The organism is Lysinibacillus composti (genome assembly GCF_016908465.1).
Taxonomy (GTDB): domain Bacteria; phylum Bacillota; class Bacilli; order Bacillales_A; family Planococcaceae; genus Ureibacillus; species Ureibacillus composti_A.
Genome location: NZ_JAFBDY010000010.1, coordinates 56,800 through 75,676 on the forward strand (window position 1 = coordinate 56,800; position 18,877 = coordinate 75,676).

At 33.4% G+C, this 18,877-nt stretch carries 10 protein-coding genes; all 10 read left to right on the forward strand.

What is annotated here, in order from left to right:
• The first annotated feature begins 1 nt into the window (after position 1).
• The 10 genes from JOD29_RS20460 (at position 2) to JOD29_RS11930 (ending at position 18,807) form a co-directional block, all read left to right on the forward strand.
• Entirely contained in the window at positions 2-760 is a 759-nt protein-coding gene (locus JOD29_RS20460; RefSeq protein ID WP_239585689.1) for a DUF6339 family protein, read from the forward strand.
• Positions 761-950: 190 nt separating this feature from the next.
• Positions 951-4,013 carry a UvrD-helicase domain-containing protein gene (locus JOD29_RS11890; RefSeq protein ID WP_124765253.1) on the forward strand — a complete coding sequence of 1,021 codons (3,063 nt, stop codon included), beginning with the start codon at positions 951-953 and terminating at the stop codon, positions 4,011-4,013.
• A 3-nt stretch (positions 4,014-4,016) separates the two neighbouring features.
• On the forward strand, positions 4,017-6,680 hold the full coding sequence (locus tag JOD29_RS11895) for a hypothetical protein (protein ID WP_124765255.1): 2,664 nt from the start codon (positions 4,017-4,019) through the stop codon (positions 6,678-6,680).
• Positions 6,681-6,864: 184 nt separating this feature from the next.
• Complete coding sequence (locus JOD29_RS11900) at positions 6,865-8,280, forward strand: 3'-5' exonuclease (protein ID WP_124765257.1); 1,416 nt, start codon at positions 6,865-6,867, stop codon at positions 8,278-8,280.
• A 325-nt stretch (positions 8,281-8,605) separates the two neighbouring features.
• Entirely contained in the window at positions 8,606-10,843 is a 2,238-nt protein-coding gene (locus tag JOD29_RS11905) for a HelD family protein (RefSeq protein WP_124765259.1), read from the forward strand.
• Between the two features lie 384 nt (positions 10,844-11,227).
• Positions 11,228-12,697 (forward strand): MutH/Sau3AI family endonuclease, encoded by a 1,470-nt coding sequence (locus JOD29_RS11910; protein ID WP_124765260.1) that lies wholly within the window; start codon positions 11,228-11,230, stop codon positions 12,695-12,697.
• A gap of 106 nt (positions 12,698-12,803) precedes the next feature.
• Entirely contained in the window at positions 12,804-14,150 is a 1,347-nt protein-coding gene (dcm, locus tag JOD29_RS11915) for a DNA (cytosine-5-)-methyltransferase (protein WP_124765262.1), read from the forward strand.
• Between the two features lie 292 nt (positions 14,151-14,442).
• On the forward strand, positions 14,443-16,083 hold the full coding sequence (locus tag JOD29_RS11920) for an McrB family protein (protein ID WP_124765264.1): 1,641 nt from the start codon (positions 14,443-14,445) through the stop codon (positions 16,081-16,083).
• Positions 16,055-18,463, forward strand: a complete 2,409-nt coding sequence (locus JOD29_RS11925) for a restriction endonuclease-like protein (RefSeq protein ID WP_158610570.1) — start codon at positions 16,055-16,057, stop codon at positions 18,461-18,463. Before JOD29_RS11920 ends, JOD29_RS11925 begins: the two co-directional genes overlap by 29 nt.
• A gap of 98 nt (positions 18,464-18,561) precedes the next feature.
• A complete protein-coding gene (locus tag JOD29_RS11930; RefSeq protein WP_124765268.1) occupies positions 18,562-18,807 on the forward strand; it encodes a hypothetical protein in 246 nt (81 codons plus the stop codon).
• Positions 18,808-18,877 lie beyond the last annotated feature (70 nt).

The following is an 18,877-nucleotide window of genomic DNA, read 5'->3' on the forward strand; positions in this document are numbered from 1 at the left end:
AATGAAACTTAAATTTTTATCAGAAGACACATTGCAAGACCTTCGTGCAAATTTTGATTTTTACAAAGAGCATTACTATAAGAAAGATGATGCTTGGTTTGATGAGTATTTCAGCCAAGAGGGGCGACTATTTGAATCGAACATTGAGTTTGAAAGGCCTGAGTTTAATGATGATGAAAATTACATGGTCAGTGACTTTGAAAACGTAAAAATTATATATGAGTCATTAAAACATTTAACAGTATCACAGGCTACTCAAGAACGACTTTGGGCCGGGTTGGCACATATTCAAATGAGAGATTTTGTATATTATCGATTGAAAAATGAGTTCAATAAAAAGAACGAAAAACGTATATTTTCAGCTTTGTTTTACAAGTACAATGTAAAGCGTTCTATATTTATCCATATAATAGCTCGACTATGGTGGGTGGGTTATATGACTTATGATGAAGAAAATAAAGAGAATCCTTATTGGCTAACAGAATTCTTTTGTTCTGCTGACTTCTCGGCACGATCAACTATATTCTTTTCTAGTAACTTCACATCAAATAGCGCAGTTACGAAAGGAATATTAAAAGCCTTAATTATTTTGCGTGATGAAGGTATTTCAATTAAACGTGAACATTTCATTGAATCAACAAAGTACCTTAATATTGCTGGTGGGGCGATGGTCCTGGATTTACTTGAAGAAGATGAAGCGAAAGAAATGGTGGAGAAGCGGGTACGGAAAGTATTTGGAGTTGAATTTGTCCAAGTATAACCGAAGATAGTCTATATATTATGTTTAAGTATTCCTTGTGATTGAAATAGTTTGGTTGTATTCTCGATGATTAGTTTTATGTTTTTCAAGGATACAACTAAACTTTAAAAATAAAAAATTATACTACTTATAAAATTTTCGTAAATTAATAGCTTATTAAGCCTATATGGAAATTTAATTGGAGGATCATATGGCTAATTTTTACAATCAGTTCGAATTACAAAAAGTGCTTTCCTTTTTAAAATCGGCTGAATACATAGAAGAACAACTAATTTCTAAGTATTTTGAACCAGCTTTTTCAAGGGTTGAATATCGCAAGTATAAAAAGAGAATGCCTTTACTTTTAAAGGAACTGTATTTATTAATTATTGAACTTCAGAATCTTCCATCATTGAATGAGTTTGAAGACGCTTATATCAAACGTCATAAAATTAAAGAAACTGAATACTTTAGCGAAATTACTGCGGTACATAAAGCGTACAACTCGTTAGTCCGAGATCTACATTTTTATTATCTACTTAAGGAAAGTAACAAGTTTGATAACGTTGAAATCAATTATCGGTTTGATTTACAGGCACAGACTGACATTTTATTGCAGAAAGGTAACAAACGACTGGGATTACAGTTGTTTACGGGTGGTAAAAATGCGAAGGAAAGGAAACTAAAGCATTATCGAAAATTTAAGGGGAAAAACAACTTTGAATTGCTATTTTTCGGTACAGAAGGTAAGGGTGAACGGAAACGAATAGTAACAGATTCTGGTGCAATCTTTACGTTGTATAGCGAAAGCGATGTGGATCTTGTATTTGATGCGTTATTAAAAAGTGACTCAATTATTCCTTCTTTAAATGATGATAATTTTGATGAATTCGATGAATTTGTTGAGAGTAAACCGCTAAATCCTCCATCATTGAAAATGGATAAAGAAGCGAAGCATTCGATACTGGAAATAGGTTATGTTACGAAAGCTGAATTGGAGAAGAAACAAAAAGAGTACAAATATAAAGGGATTACTTATTATTATTGTGAAGTAAATATCGCACCAAACATCATAGTTTTCGATGGAAAGGATTTTAAAGAATACGAGTCGCTATTAGAAAGAAATAAGTTCGAAAGTTTCAATATTGAACAATATAAAATTGAGCATGAGTTGGAAAATGTAGATATTGCAGTTATGGCTGGCGCTGGTTCTGGAAAAACCCATACTCTTGTATCTAGGACCCTTTATTTATTAAATATGGGGTACATTGACCATGTATATGAAGTTGCGATGATTACATTTACCAACGAAGCTGCAAACAACATCTTAGAAAAGTTGACTAAGCGATTCATGGAAATGTATGAGGATACAAAAAATAATCGTTTTATGCGTTATTTGGAAGAGCTTCGTGAAATGAAAATTATGACGATTCCAGCGTTTGCGAAGTTTGTACTTAATGACTATGGTCATCATATTGGCCTAGGTCAAAACGTAAAGATTTCAGCAATGACAATGAAAAAGCGTGAGTTTGTGGAAAAGCATCTAAATGATGTTTATGGTTTTAAATCATACGATTCCCGTGTTTTAGAAGGAATTGAATATTACCAAGTACGAGACTTTGTAACAGCTTTTGCAGACAAACATGAGCAAAAGGGTGTGCTTGCTGAAAATATTGTAGACAGAGTTACTAAAGACAATCAATTTGAAGAATTAATGATAAATACTCTTGTAGGAGTTGAAAAAAGCTTAAATGACTATAAACAGGAGCGTGATATTTTAGGATTATCAGATTTAAATAGATATTTAAAGCGTTTAATTGATAACTCCCAATCAATGAAAAGTTTACGTAAAAAGTTCCGTTATTTATTTATCGATGAATTTCAAGATACGGACAATTTACAAATTGAATTTATTGTTAAATTGAGCGTTAACGCAAAAATTCCATTATTAATTGTTGGAGATATTAAACAAGGTATATATCGATTCCGTGGTGCCAATGTAACGGCATTTCAACTTATATCTGAAAAGTTGTATGAATCTGGACGAGCTGTTGTTGAGCATAAGCTAGTGAAAAACTATCGTACAGCGAGGGACGTATTAATTAAAGTTGAGGATATTTTCTCTAATTGGCGCAAACTGGGGCATTTAACTAATGATGATCGTATGCAACCAACTCGCCCAAAGAGTTTAGCGAAGAAAAGCTACGTTGAAAGTAACGCCCCAATTAGTACGAAAGCAATTTTAGATTTATATAATGAAATGCTAAATCGTAAAAAGGAAAACGAAAACGAACGTCGCGTGTTGGCAATTTTAGTTCGAAAAAATAGGGATGTTAATGAAATTCATTCACTACTGACGAAAAAATGTAATGAACTTGAAATTCCTCTACAAATCGTTAAGGAAGGTACATTGTTTAATTCGCGTGCTGCTAAGGATTTAAATGCACTTTTATATTCGTGGTTAAATCCTGAGGATTCGATTGCACTATTTGAACTATCACAAACGGTATTTTGTAAACCTGTTGAACTCCCCGAACTTAAAGAAGATGATGGTTATTATGAAATGGAGGATTTATCCTACGAAGTACCAATTACATGGGAAATGGCTCTAGAACAATTTAAGTTAGCACCGGCAAATATAGTTCTTAATGAATTTCTATCTACAACACCGTTTAGAGGTAATTTCAATGAAAAGTTACAAGTTGGTAAAGCAGGAAAACCAATAGAAACTGAAGAAAAACAATACGTTTTAAACTTGCATAAGATTATCACCTTAATGAACAACGCTGTTCAAAATGAAAGCATGGATTTGTATTCCTTATATAAATGGCTAAGTCTTGAAATCGCTACAAATAAACGTGATGATGAGGCTGAATTAACTGATGCTGATTTTAATAAGGATTATATTAAAGTAATGACGGTTCATAAATCGAAAGGTCTAGAGTTTGATACAGTCATTTTACCGTACGTCCATGAACAATTCGTGTTACCGTATGTTAGAAATTGTGAGATTCTCGTTGAATTGGATGAAACTAATGTTAACTATGCTTGGCACTTTAAAACAAAAAAGGGCTTCGAAAACGTAACAGGTAATTTCGATGAAATGATGAACGATGAAAAGCCTCAGATTTTAATGGAAGAAACACGTAATTTATATGTAGCTTTAACTCGCGCGAAGGAATGCCTCGCTATATTTGATATGCAAAAGCCTGTTTCTGCTAACAATGTTAAAAACCCAAATACATGGCATCATCTCATTAAAGGGGGGCGTTAAACAATGGCAATACGAGTTTTAACTTACTCTACGGTTGAACAACTTTACGAAGAAAATTCCGCTTTTTTACAGTGGAATGATTCACTACATATTACGTCGACTGTATCCTTACGAAAGGGGATCTTTGAAAATTTAGCAGAAGAAAATGACTGGTTAACGAGACCAGTTCTAACCTTTGGTCAAATTTTAAATAAAATTGGCAATAAAGATTGGTATTGGTATAGCTCTAAAACTCAATTAAAGCAGTTTTCAATCATTTCACAAAAGCTACGTGAACTTGCTGAAGAGAATGGAATCCAAGATGAGAAGACTTTTAATGCTATGTCCAAAAATAAACAAGTATTATTACGAACTATACGGATGTTCACAGAAGCAAAGGAAACGAGCGATAGCGTAAGAAGAAAATTGTCTAACAAGGTTTCTGTGGAAGAAGAATTAGCGTTAATCATTTGGAAAGCTCTAGAGCGAGATGGAACATTTGCTGCATATCGTCAATGGTTAGCAGAGTTTACAGATGTACAAAGTACAGATGCAAAGTTTACTAGTATGGTTGGAGACATTTTATTAGATGTTTATAATAACGAAAATGAACTTGAACGACAAATGGCAAATTTAAAGCCACTTACTCGCTATTATGATGAAAAAGATTTAGAGATTCTTATACATCGTGCGACAAAGAGTTTATTATCGAGCAAAAAAATAGTTCTTCATGGATTTTACTTCATTACGCCAATTCAGAAACAAATTATCAAAGCTTTAGACGCTGCTGGCTATGAGATTGTTCAACTAATAAACTATCAGGAGAATTATCCCAATGTATTTGAAGCTGTAGAGGACTTTTTAGAAATAGAAAAATATCCATTCGAACCTGTAAGTAAAACGCCTGCTTTTATAAATAAAATTGCTCAAAAGTTTTTACAAGTTTGCGAAGGTGATTTTAGCTTAGACATAACAAATATGCCTGATAAGTATTTTGAATTTAATCATATGTATCAGTTTAAAGAGTTTATCGAGAATGATATGCAAATCGATAAGGAAATAAATGATTTCCTTATTTCACCTCGTGCTCGTGAAATCCGTAGGCAAGTAGAGGACATTAATTCGATGCCCCCCCTTACGCTAAAGGATTATCCAATAGGGAGATTTTTAATTGATTTGCACTCATTAAACATTACTACCTTCGATGAAGAGAAGAAACAGTTTAATGATCGCGAAGAATTAAGTATAGATATTTTAGTGCGTATTTTTGCTTCAGGTTATATAAAAGTTTCGGGCACCTCTACACATTTACTTGTAAAAGATTTGAAAAAGTTGGAAGAACGACTTAATAACAAGACGACTTTTGAGGAATGGATTGTTGAAATTGAAACGATTATCGATGATAAGAATCGAATAGAGGCTGCATTAACACCGGATGATATTACATTAACAGCTGACAATGAAATTTATGTTTATAAGAATCGTTTATTATCGTACTTCGATGTACCGGAGGAAAACTTAAAATTAATTTTAGAAGCATTAGAAGAGGCACGAAACTTATACAATATTATTTTTACTGACAAAACAATTGAAGTAAAAATGTACGTCGAGCGATTACTCGAACATTTAGAAGGGAAAATTGTGCCCAATATAGAGAGAGAAGAGGAAATCGCTGTAGCAGAGCAATTACTTGAAAAACTTAATGATATGCGTTCAAGTGATTTTGAACATTTTGATCGTCAGGATTTAATTCAAGGCTTGCGCTTCTTCTTAAGCGAAGAACTAGAAAATACGGATAACTCATTATTCGGGGAAAGTTTAATAGACAGCAAAATTGTATCCCTTCAAGATGGTGATTTTTTACCTTTTGCGGAAAACCAATCTGTTCACCTTGCATTTTTGGATAATAAAGCCTTACCTTTATCGCAAAAATTAGTTACTTGGCCTTTTAATGATGATTCTATGGAAGTGTTATACAAAGACTCGTTACTGGAGCTTGTTCAAAAGCGTAAAAAAAATGATGCAGCAATTACGAAATACTTACTTTATTTAATTATGGTGAACGCTGCGAACTTAAAGTTTTCAACCGTTGCGAACGTCGGGGTAGAAAGGGAACTGAAACGTTCCTTTTACTTGGATTTGTTAAAAATTGAAACAGCAAGTTCAGATGTGAAAGAAAATGGATTATCTACTAACATGCAGCAAATTAATTATATATCTAAAACAATTAGCTTCAAAAAACGGAAGCAATCAGCGCTATTACTGGAAACAAAGACAATATGCAATAAGCGAATGATTTTGAGTTATTTATTGCAACAATCACCAAGCTTTGAATCCGAGTTCCACCATAGATTCCTATTTGAGAAGTTTATTGCCCAACTGAAATTCTTTTCAAGGCATTATAGTATTGATTTATCAAAAAATGAAATTCGTGAAGTCGTCTCTGATTGGTTTCCTCAATGGGATGAAACGAAACGTTCAATTCTCGCAACCAATGGAGAAAAGTGGGATTACTATATGAAATCCGAGGAAATAGATGATGTGTTTTTTGCGGATAACTTAAAATCTATCGCTTTGTTTGGACAGCTTGATAGGGACGCTACAAAATTTGCGAACTCTGGGTCTCATTGTAAATACTGTCCTTTTCAAAATCGGTGCAGGGAGAGTGAGTATATAAAAGATGAATGAAACTCTATTAATAAAGTTAAAGAATTTAAGTAACGTCACTGTTAAGAAGTTATATAAAGCCTCGGATGAAATTACTTCATCTTCTACTATGCTAATTCGAAGAACGAGAGGACCACGTCAAAACGATGGTAGAAAAAAACAAAGACTAAAGGCACAACTAAAAGATTTATAAAGGATGTAGAATATGGTCAAATATATATTAACGCCAACCCAAATGGATGCGGTAAACGCTAAGGGTGAACATATTTTAGTAAAAGGTATTCCCGGAAGTGGAAAGACCACGGTATTACTAACTAAATTACAAAACATTGTTGAAGAAGATACCACTGCTAATATTTTGTTTATCACATTTAATAATACACTGCAAAAGTATATAAAGGAGTCTTTGCAAAACGATCTTGAAGAAGAGCTTCAAATAGAACTTGATAAATTAAATGTTGAAGTGTACACCTATCATAAGTGGGCTGCAAAAATGCTTCATAAACTAAGAATGTATAAAGATCCTGTTGAAAAGGACACATTTAGTACATTTTTTAAAGAATTAAAAGGTACACACCGTTTTTATACAGATAAAAAATATCAATCGTTTGTAGAAGAAGAGATTGCTTGGATTAAAGAGAAAGGTATTAAAACTTTCGATGAATATAAAGATATTCGCCGTACTGGTAGAGGAACAGCCCTTCAAGCAAACGATCGTAAGATTGTTTACACAATATTAGAGGCGTGGAACTCATATTTAAATGCGAAATCCTTATATATGTGGCAGGATTATGCAAACGTAGTAAATGATAATATAAATCTAGTAAATAAGAATTTCAAATATGACTACATATTTATTGATGAAGCACAGGACCTTTCGCAAATTCAATTAATAACGTTACGTAAAGTAGCTCGTAAAGGTATAGTTGTTGCCGCGGATTTAGGCCAAAAAATTTATAAAACCGACTTTACTTGGTTAAGTGTCGGTATTAAAGTTCAAGGTGGTCGTACGAAGAAGCTGAGTGGTGCCTTCCGTAGTACAAAGGAAATTATGGACTTAGCAAACTCACTACTTAAGCATGACTCAACTTTAAATCCGGAAGATATCGAGCAGGAATATGATGCAGAGGAATCAGGATTAATACCTGGGGTGCTTAATGCAGATTCTTACAAGTTTGAGACTGAATTAGTTGCGAAACTCATTAAGGATATCCAAGCTCAGACTAAGGCAGATGGCTGGGAGCCGACAATCGGTGTATTACTCTTTGAAAGTCATCGATTAGACGGTTGGCGAAAAAGTTTATACTATAGTAATATTCAAAGCGAAATTATCCGTGATCAATATGGTAGCGCCTTAACTACAGGCGTTAAACTATTAACTATGCATGGTGCCAAAGGTTTAGAATTTGATTATGTAATTATTTCAGGACTTAATGATCGTTTTCCATCCCTACGAAATCGCCTAGAAGATGAGATTACACATACAATTGATATCAATCGCCGTCTTCTTTATGTTTCAATGACACGTGCAAAGGAGAACGTATACTTAACGTACAAGGGTAAACCATCTCGTTACATTGAGGAACTAGATAAAAATTTATATAGATTTGAAGTGCAATAGTAAAGAGGGAGTATAAGTAGCACTGGGTGTTTGTTACTGACATAAAGGTAAATTTATTATTTCAGACATCTAGTGGTTAAAAGACAAATAATTAAGATAAAGTCGATTTTCTAATAAATAGGAAGTCGGCTTTTAATATATATAAATTGATATGAAATGCAACCTTTAAATTTTTTAATTCTAAATATACAGGTAAAATTAGCCAATTACAAATTATAGGAAAGTAGTTCGTTGGTTGTGTAAATTAATGATAATATATGTAAAGTAAGAATATTCTTAGTAATACCAGAACCGAATTATTCAATAGATTTGAGGTTGGTTAAATATGCAAGATGAGATAAAAAAGGAACAATTAGAATTAGATAATATAATTAAAAATATTGATAATAACGTCTATTTAGTTTCAGAATCTGCTGAAAAAAATGCCCATTCAAGAACTATAGACGACACATCGATACTAGAGAATGTTAAAAGTAATCCGTATTTTGGTAAAATGACAATTTATTCTGAGGATTATGGTGAAGAAACTATTTCTCTTGGGAAAAATGGTATAAGAAATAAAGAAGAAGATTTAGTTGTTGTTGATTGGCGCAGGCCAGTTGCAAGTGTATATTACAATTTTACCCCTGGGCAAAGTTTACAAGAATACACTATAGACCTAAATGGAATTGAAATGAAAGAAACAGTTGAAGTATTAAATAAAAAGGAAATTCAAATAAAAAATCGAAAAGTATTAAAAATTATTCAACAAGTTTCGGAAGAACATAGCGAGTTAAATGGGGTTATTACCGAAAATGGAATCGAAGTAAACGTAACTGATGAGGTGTTACGTTCAATATTAGAAGAAGGCGAAACTTCTGGGTATCTAAAAGAGATTATTGCCACAATCCAAAAAGAACAAGATATAGCCATCAGACAATCAATTGATAAAAACGTTATTATACAGGGGGTTGCAGGATCAGGGAAATCCTCTATCGCATTACATAGACTCTCATATTTACTTTATAATCATAAAAATTTAAACTCTGATAATGTATTAATAATTGCTCCATCTGAATTATTCATCCATTCAATTAAAGACTTATTACCAGGATTAGAGCTAACAGGAATAAAACAAGTTACATTCAACAGGTTGGTAAAAGAATACTTAAAGTCAAATACGAAAATAAAAGATTATAACTATAAACAACACTTCGAGAAGACCCTTTTTGCTGAAGATGTAAGTAATTCTCAATATATAGGATTTAAGGGTTCCAAAGAGTTTAAAGAATTACTTGATCAACACTTAAACAATATAAAAAGTCAGTATAGAGAGGGTATAGCATTTATTGATGTTAATGGTGATTTTCTAACGAAAGAAGAGCTTCAAAAGATATATGATGAGTATAGTTATCTTTCCTTTTATAAGCAAGCTGAAAAATTTCTTCAGCATGTAGAAAACCATTTTAAGGATTTGTCAAAACAAAAAGTAATTCAATTGAAGAATAAAGAAGAAGACATACTTAGCTTTATAAGAGGAGGTGGCTTAACAGACTCTGAAAATAAAGAACTAACAGTATTGTTAGAAAAGGTAAAGCGTAATAAAGCAATGATAATAAAAACAGAACTTGAGAGAGAAGTAACATCTTGGGTTACTGATATGAAGCCACCAAGTATATTAGATATATATCATCAACTATTTGTATACTTGAATTCGGAAGAATTTAAAACTAGTGAAATGCAAGCTATTTTGAAACACTATAAACCAGGTGAAATAGATTATTTTGATCTTGCTCCTTTATTCTATATTCAGGTATTTCTAGAATATGATAAACCGAAATACTCTCATATTATCATTGATGAAGCTCAAGATTTTAGTTACATACATTTTGCTGCTTTAAAAAAATTAACTTCTACAATGACGATAATAGGTGACACTGAACAATCTATTTTTATGGAATATGGTCAAAAAACATGGGATGAAATTGTACAAAGTTTATTTTTAAACGAAGAAACAACTATCTTGCAACTGAAAATGAGTTATCGTTCTACTAAAGAAGTTATTGAGGTTGCTAATCATATCCTAAATACCAAGTTTAAAGATAAGAGAGAAGATATTGTTCCTTTTAGTAGGAATGGTGAACCAGTTGGCTATAACCGAGTGGAGACGGGAATAGAATTACGAGATAAAATTATCGATACATTAAAAGAGTGGGAGTCAAAATATAAGAGAATTGCCATTATCCATAAAGATGAAAATAGAGCTAAGGCTTTAAGTGAAGTATTAAAGAATCACTTTAGTAATGTACAATATGTGACATTAGATGATGAAGCAAATGAACAAACAATCTCTGTAATTGCATCTTATAACTCAAAAGGTATGGAATTTGATGCAGTAGTAATCGCTAATGCAAACGAAAGAAGCTATCCAAACGATGATCTACATGCAAAATTATTATATGTTGCTGTTACAAGAGCACAAAAAGAATTGAAGATATTCTATCAAAATAATCCATCGGAATTATTGGCAGGATTAATTAATACTGAACATACTAATCAGTCGGAGTTGGATTTTATATTATAGTAGAAGTTAGAGGATTACATAGAAATACTATGTAATCCTTAATTTTTTTTCTATTATTAGTATCATAATATTTGTTATTAGTTGAAGAAGTATACTTATGAAGGGGATAACTGTTAAGACTAGGTGCCACTATAAAATGCTATAATATTTTAGTTAAGCAATCAAAATGTAATTCTATTGTAAAATAACACTATGGATTAACTTGCTGAAAACGAGGAGTGTTAAGGTTTAATCCAAGCAAAGAAAAACAGAGGCACGTAATCCAATCAATTTATATATTTGAATATAGGTCAAGGAATGGATAAATCTATTCTATGTATTAATTTAAAATCAGAGAAATCTTCGACGTGATATAGACTTCAGGGTTTCGTTAGGGGAATTAATATGGAGCATATTTTTACAAGAAAAGAACTTGATGAGAAATTAACTAGTGTAACAAGTAAGACACTTGGAGAAGTGGATGTTAATGACGTTTTCGCTAGAGCAATTGATAAGCCAAAGATTACGGGAATAGCGGGAGATGTTATTGAACAATCGGTGCTAGGATATCCTGCTGATAATAAGCAAGAGCCGGACTTGATAGTTGATGGAGTACATACAGAATTAAAAACTACTGGTCTTAGGAAGCCAAAGAAACATGAAAATAGTGAAAATGACAAAGATTTTATCGCAAAAGAAGGTGTTTCTATAACAGCTGTTTCTCCAGAAAACATTACAAGCCAAGAATTTGAAAATTCTTATTTGTGGCATAAGATGGAGCATATGTTATTTGTGTTTTATCATTACGATTCTTATCAAGTTGTACCCGCGTATGATTACTCTAAGTTCAAAATATTAGGGCATCATTTTTATGAGTTTTCAGATGAAGATAAGGAAGTTATTTATAATGATTGGAAAATCGTACGTGATAAAGTTGAAGAAATTCAAAAGACTTCGTCAAATCCTAAGGCGGAATACCCATCGCTTACCAAATTACGGAGTGAGCTGATGTATTTCGATTTAGCACCTAAGAAAAGTCCTCGTTTTCGTTTGAAGAAAGATGTTGCAAATGGGATTATCGGTGAGTTTTTTGATAAGAAACTCGAAAAGTTACAAAGAAGGATTACAAGCTACTCCCAATTAGATGAGTTATTGCATCATTTTACTGTGCTTTACAATGGTAAAACTCTTAAAGAAATTGCGACAGATTTAGATGTTGAATTACCAAAAGCCGTTAATAAAAATATTGTTGAACAAATTATTACGAAGTTCTTTGGTTCTGAAAAACAAAAGTTAAGACAGATTGATTTATTTTCGAAAATTGGTCTGATACCGAAAACAATTGTCTTAAACCCAAATGGCGGAAGAACAGAGGATATGAAGTTTGACAAGATTAATTTCAACGAATGGTTTGTTGATGGAGAAGAATATGAAGATAGCTATCTTTATGATTTTTTCTATAATCATAAGTTTCTTTTTGTAATTTTTAAAGAATCTAAAAAGGATTCTCCGCTACTTGAAAATCAATTTGTTGGATTCAAACGATACAGTTTTACAGAAGAGTTTTTGGAAACTGAATTAAAGCCATATTACTATGAGTTGAAACGATTGATTTCAAATAATGAAATTCGCGAGGAACCTGTACTTTATAAAACCGGCGAAAAAAAGGGACAACCGATTATTAATCCAAAAGGTACTATGAAAACTGAGATAAATTTCCCTAAATCTAAAGATTATAAAGTGTTTACGAGAGGTTCAGGTGTTGATTCATCAAAAAAACCAGTAGTTCTCAATGGCGTAAAAATGTATGCACAATACTTTTGGATTAAAGGAAAATGGATTGTAGACGAACTTGAAAACGAGAAATATATCTAGTAAGAAAATAAAATCTTGTGTAGTGATTTCTTTTTGAATTTATGCTTGATCTTTTAAAAATGATCGGTTATAATAAAAACAACAATAAACGAAAGGATGTTCGTATATGTGTCAAAGACAATTAAACATCCTCGAACTCTTTGCTGGAGTCGGAGGATTTCGAGTTGGTTTAGAGAACTCAAATCCTGATTTATATAAAACTAAATGGGCGAATCAGTGGGAACCTTCTAAAAAATCACAAGATGCATTTGAAGTGTATAACTATAAATTTCCGGATAGTGAAAATATCAATATTTCAATTGAGGATATTACCAATGAAAAGTTTGCAAGCATGGATGCAGATATTATTGTAGGCGGTTTTCCTTGCCAAGATTATTCGGTTGCAAGAAGTAAAAAACATGAATTAGGAATTGAGGGGAAAAAGGGAGTTCTATTCTGGCAAATCATTAGAGCAACTAATTGCATAAAACCCAAATATTTGATTTTAGAAAATGTAGATAGACTATTGAAAAGTCCATCAAAGCAACGTGGACGTGACTTTGCGATAATGTTATCTGCTTTCAATAATTTAGGCTATTCAGTTGAATGGAGAGTTATAAACGCTGCTGAACATGGCGGTGCACAACGACGTCGTCGAGTATTTTTCTTCGTTTATCGTAATGATACTCCATTTGCAAAGGAAATGGATGAAAAATACGGAGTAATGAAGAATGATGTTATTCTAGACTGGGATGACCATGCATTTGATGAATACATTTTCAAAGATGGATTATTTGCACGCCAATTTCCAATAAAACAAGAGTTGAAATATGACGGAAAAAAAGCACGTCACTATTCAGACCGACTTAGTGATGATACAGTTGAAGTTTCTGATAGGTTTACAGGAAAGGTTTGGAATACTGGTATTATGCGTTATGGTCGATATTTTACGATTGATACACAAGCATCAGACTCAGAATTAGCAAAAGTACGTACACTTGGTTCAATTTCACAACTAGTTGAAGAAGTGGACGAGAGTTTCTATATTACTGATGAATCTAAATTAAAGAAATTCCAGTATTTGCGTGGACCGAAGAAAATTCAACGTACGAGTGCTGAGGGACATCAGTACACGTTTTCAGAAGGTGGAATGGCTCCATTTGATGATTTAAATTTACCAGGGCGTACGATGCTAACAAGTGAAGGATCTGTAAATAGAAGCACACACCTCTTGAAAATAGGAGAACGTTACCGTTTAATAACTCCGATTGAGGCAGAGAGATTAAATGATTTTCCTAGTGATTGGACACGCTATAAGTTACATAGTGGCCAAATAGTTGAGGTTAGTGACCGCATGCGTTACTTCTTTATGGGAAATGCGTTAGTGACAAGCATTATCAAACGTATTGGTGATGAATTACAAAGCATCATTGCGATGGAAGAAGAAGAGGAAAAAGAGAAAGTTCTAATATAATTTTCAAGAAAACTAATAGACTTTTTATAAGAGATTTAGAAAGCTCATGTTAAGTTTGTAGAAGATGGTGTCTGTATTGTGCAGGCATCATCTTTTTTAGTAACCATATTCTTGGAGTAATTCAATATTTATTAAATGGTTCTCCTAAATAGTCAATACTTTATATGAGCATTAAGACTTTCCGTCTGACGGATGTACTTTTATTTAGTAATGGATAATGGATATGTGTAAAAATGAAATTGGATATTCATGGAATAAGTGTAGTAGTCAATAAGCTAAAGGAGATGTATAAATGGATAGCTATGAAGAATGGTTGATAAAACAAAATTTATCTGACTCTTCAAAAGGTAATTACATAAGAGCAATAAATTTTTTAAAAGCTGAATTAAACAATGCCTATACAAAAGAGTTATTCGAAAGTGATGATTTATCTGCAATCGATAAATTACTTAAAGAGAAAGCATTTATTGAAATAAATAACAGACACCATCATGTTTATAGTGCCGCCTTGAGGCATTATAGAAAGTATATTGAGGAAACAGCTAAAAGTGACAAGGATATGGATGGAAATTCTCAGTCAATTAAAGATGAAATCATTGAGGCATTAAAAGAATTAGGCGGGAGTGGGAGCTTAGAAGAAATTTATAATAGTGTAAAAAACAGAAATATATTGGATTTAAATAAATATAAAGATTGGCGAGCTCAAATTAGAAAGGTTATTTATTTATATTCTAGTGATGCAGACAAAGTATTTAAAGGGCAGCCTAGAGACTATAATGATATTTTTTATGCTATACAGGGCAAGGGGAATGGGATATGGGGGTTACGTAATTTTGGCCAAGATCCTAGAAACGGTAATTCAGAAGACAAAGAAGTGAAGTTAATGGAATTAAATAATGTAGAGTTAATTGAGCATATCTATTCTTACATTTCATCCATTGGATTTAGTTATTCATACTCCAACATTAAAAATCTCTTTCTATCCATACGCTCAAAACCCTTCGTCATTATCTCAGGAATCTCCGGAACAGGAAAAACAAAAATTGTCCAACTATTCGCAGAGGCAATTGGCGCAACAGAAAAAAACGGGCAGTTCAAATTAATCCCAGTACGCCCTGATTGGAGCGATAGTTCGGACTTACTTGGTTACAGAGATATTAAAGGGGAATTTGTGAAAGGTCCGTTAACTGAGATAGTGGAACATGCTTTAGACAATCCTGATTTACCGCATTTTGTTCTTTTAGATGAAATGAACCTGGCGCGTGTTGAGTATTACTTTAGTGATGTTCTAAGCGTGATGGAAAGTCGCAAAAAGGATGGGAAGGGGCGCTTTTCTTCATCCCCATTACTTCCGAGTTATGATGAATCGCTGACGCTCCCTGGCAACTTGTACGTAATCGGTACCGTGAACATGGATGAAACCACTTATTCTTTCAGTAAGAAAGTATTGGATCGTGCCAATACGATTGAATTTAATGAAATTGATTTACTGAATTTTGATTCGATGATGGATAATGAGCCGATTGAGCCGATTCGAGTTTCAAACGATGTACTTGAATCTACTTACATTCATTTAAAAGATGCATTCCAAACTCACGAAGCACTTATTCGAAAAGTTTCAGAAAAGATCAATACAATCAACGACTATCTGGTACCAATTCATGCCCAAGTTGGTTATCGTGTTCGGGACGAGATTTCTTTTTACATGGCACATAATACTGAAGGCGGAATGTTACTAACAGAAAATGAAGCGATGGATTTCTGTATGATGCAAAAGATCCTTCCACGTATTAGCGGTACCGAAAGTGTTGTTCGCCCAGTATTGAAAAATCTAGAAGAAGAGTTAAAACAGTATCCTAAATGTACAGCCAAGATTACTGAAATGATTGCGAGGTTAGATGATCATGGCTTCGTATCCTTCTGGACTGCTTAAGAACGAGCAACTGCTAACGATCAAAACCGATGAACTCTATTTAGTCATTTCGGGTGATCTCGATTTGAACCGCTACAATCAGGAAAGCTACAAATCCTTTATTGAAGAGAACGAATCCATGTATTTTAGCTCTTCAAAAGAAGCCATAGTCGAAGTATTTGATATTGAAAGTAAACAATTAGTTGAGCGAGTTGGTCAACCTTTTCTGCCAATTTTCTTTGAGAACGGAAGATATGAAGTACAGGTCATGCCGAAGAATGATAGTGTGATTCAGTTTTATCATGAATATGAAGGCTTTCGAAAAGCTGTACGTCCCATATTGAACACAAACATTCTGAGTGGTACGCTTCATTTCCAAAATGAAGTGGGCTTTAGTAACTTTGAAATTCGTGATAATCATGGAAATACATTGCTATCGGTTGTTATTGAGGTCTATCCAACCAAACTCGATTATAAGAAGGACTATCGTGCACTTTTAAATGAAGTGAGTGAGGAAGTTTATAATCTAGCATATGACTTTTTGAAGCGTACCTTTTTAAAAGGGTCTACCGAAGTGTACAAAGAGCGAACAGGCGTGGAATTTTATCGTCTCATTCAAAAACATTTTGAAGAGTATTTGAAAGCAGTTAACTTCGTGGAGCAAAAGCCGCATCGCCAATTAGAAACAACCTACCAGGAAGTTCGTGGGGAGCGCTTACGAAAGCAGGATAGTGTAGGACGAGCCTATTTGCGAAAGAATGCCAATTTGTTTGTTGAGGTGGGGAGTGGTATTCCCATTAATGGGAAACAAATGTTGCCTAAAAAAGGGCTGCTCATTAAGAAGGTTCATACTTATGATACCCATGAGAATCGCTATGTGAAGATGACGCTTGAACGACTTTATCATCGCATTGAGAGTCTTTCCCAAAGTATCCAAAAAGCAAAAGAGCAATTTCAGGTGAACCCGGATCTAGAAGTGATAAGAATACTTGATTCAATGAAAGATGATTTATCAAAAAAACTGAAAAAACCTTTTTGGAGAAACATCGGAAGACTAGATCGTTCCGTAATGAGCGTCGTATTACAAATGGCGGCAGGCTACCGGGATGTTTATCAAATCTATGCGACTCTTTCTAAAGGGATAGTTCTTAGTGGTGAAATTTATAAGATGTCCATTAAAGATATTGCGTTACTTTATGAATATTGGACATTTTTAAGACTCGGTCGAATTTTAAATGAGCAGTGTGATCAAATTTCTCAAGATATTATTAAGGTGCATAACAATGGATTAGTCGTCAATCTTCGTTCAGGTAGTGGGGCTAAGAGAGTATTTCGTAATAAAACAACTGGCGAAATCATCAAGCTCCAATATCAATATTCAACAGGGAAGAGCGCAGTTACCGTAAGACAAATCCCTGATACCATGCTCATCATTGAAAAGTTGGGGAAAAGTTATAAATATATGTACATTTTTGATGCGAAGTATAGGGTGAACTTTGGAAATGATAACAACCCAAATGGGCCTGGGCCAATGGAAGATGACATTAATACGATGCACAGATATCGAGATGCTATCGTTGCTGAGAGTAATGGTGAATATGAACGGGCTGCTTTTGGAGCGTTCGTGTTATTCCCATGGAGCAATCAAGAGGACTATCAAAACCATTCTCTGTATCAAAGTATTGAAAAGGTAAATATCGGTGGACTCCCATTCTTACCGAAAGCTACAGATTTGGTTGAGGGCATAATTCATAACCTATTAAACAAAAGCGCGGATGAATTACAGAGTGAAGGGATTTTACCAAGAGGCACGAAGGAATTTTTATATTCCAACAATGAGGACTTAGTGTTGATTGTGCCGGTAGAAGACGGTTTGGAAGAGATTTTATTAAACCGTTCAATTCATGTACTAGAGAAAGCTCTTCCTTCTCATTGGACGAAAGCAAACAAAGTAGCTTTATGTACGAATGAAGGGATTATAGAAGAAGGCCTCATTGAGAAGGTTGTAAGAAAAGGTAAACAGCTTACATTCTACTTAGAATCTTGGGCATCACAATGGGAGCCTATTGAGGCAAAAGGTTATCAGTTAACAGAACCTATATTAGTTGAAGAATATTTATATAATGATGCAAAGATGTTACCTGAATTATTCATAACACCAGAGCAGCGGCAGGTTTGGTTGATGTTGAAGGGGATATCTAACCACATTGACATCGAACTAGATTCAAATCTCGCCTCACAACAATCTAGAATTAATTCCTATCAACTAAATGAACATAAATTTATTTGGACATCCAGTTACTTACTCCATGAATATCACGAAACTATTGACTTAATTCCTTTAGAAGATTTAAAAGACAATTCATTTAGAGTTCTAAGCGAGCTAGCAGCTAAAATTTAGTAGGGTTTATGCATTACAAACAATGGATTCATTCATTATGTTCTTGAAATAAATATGCTATCCTAATGATAAATGACAAAAACAAGGAGTGATAAATAATGAAATGGGAAGATGTTCGTAATTTATACCCTGATCAATATGTAAAACTTAACATCCTTGATTTTTATCTAGAACCTGATAGGAAAATTGTCACTGACGTTGCATTGGTGAATGTTATTGAAGATTCAAAATTGGCTACAAAAGAGTTACTAAAATCCAAAGGCGATACCATTGTTTATCATACAGGTTCAGAAAAAATTGTGATTAAAATGAGAAACCCTACAGGCTTAAGGAGTATCAGTTAGCATTAGTGGATAAGAATATTCTTTTCAAAAAACCGTTGATTTTATAAGGCTCGGTTCTCATTGAAAAAAG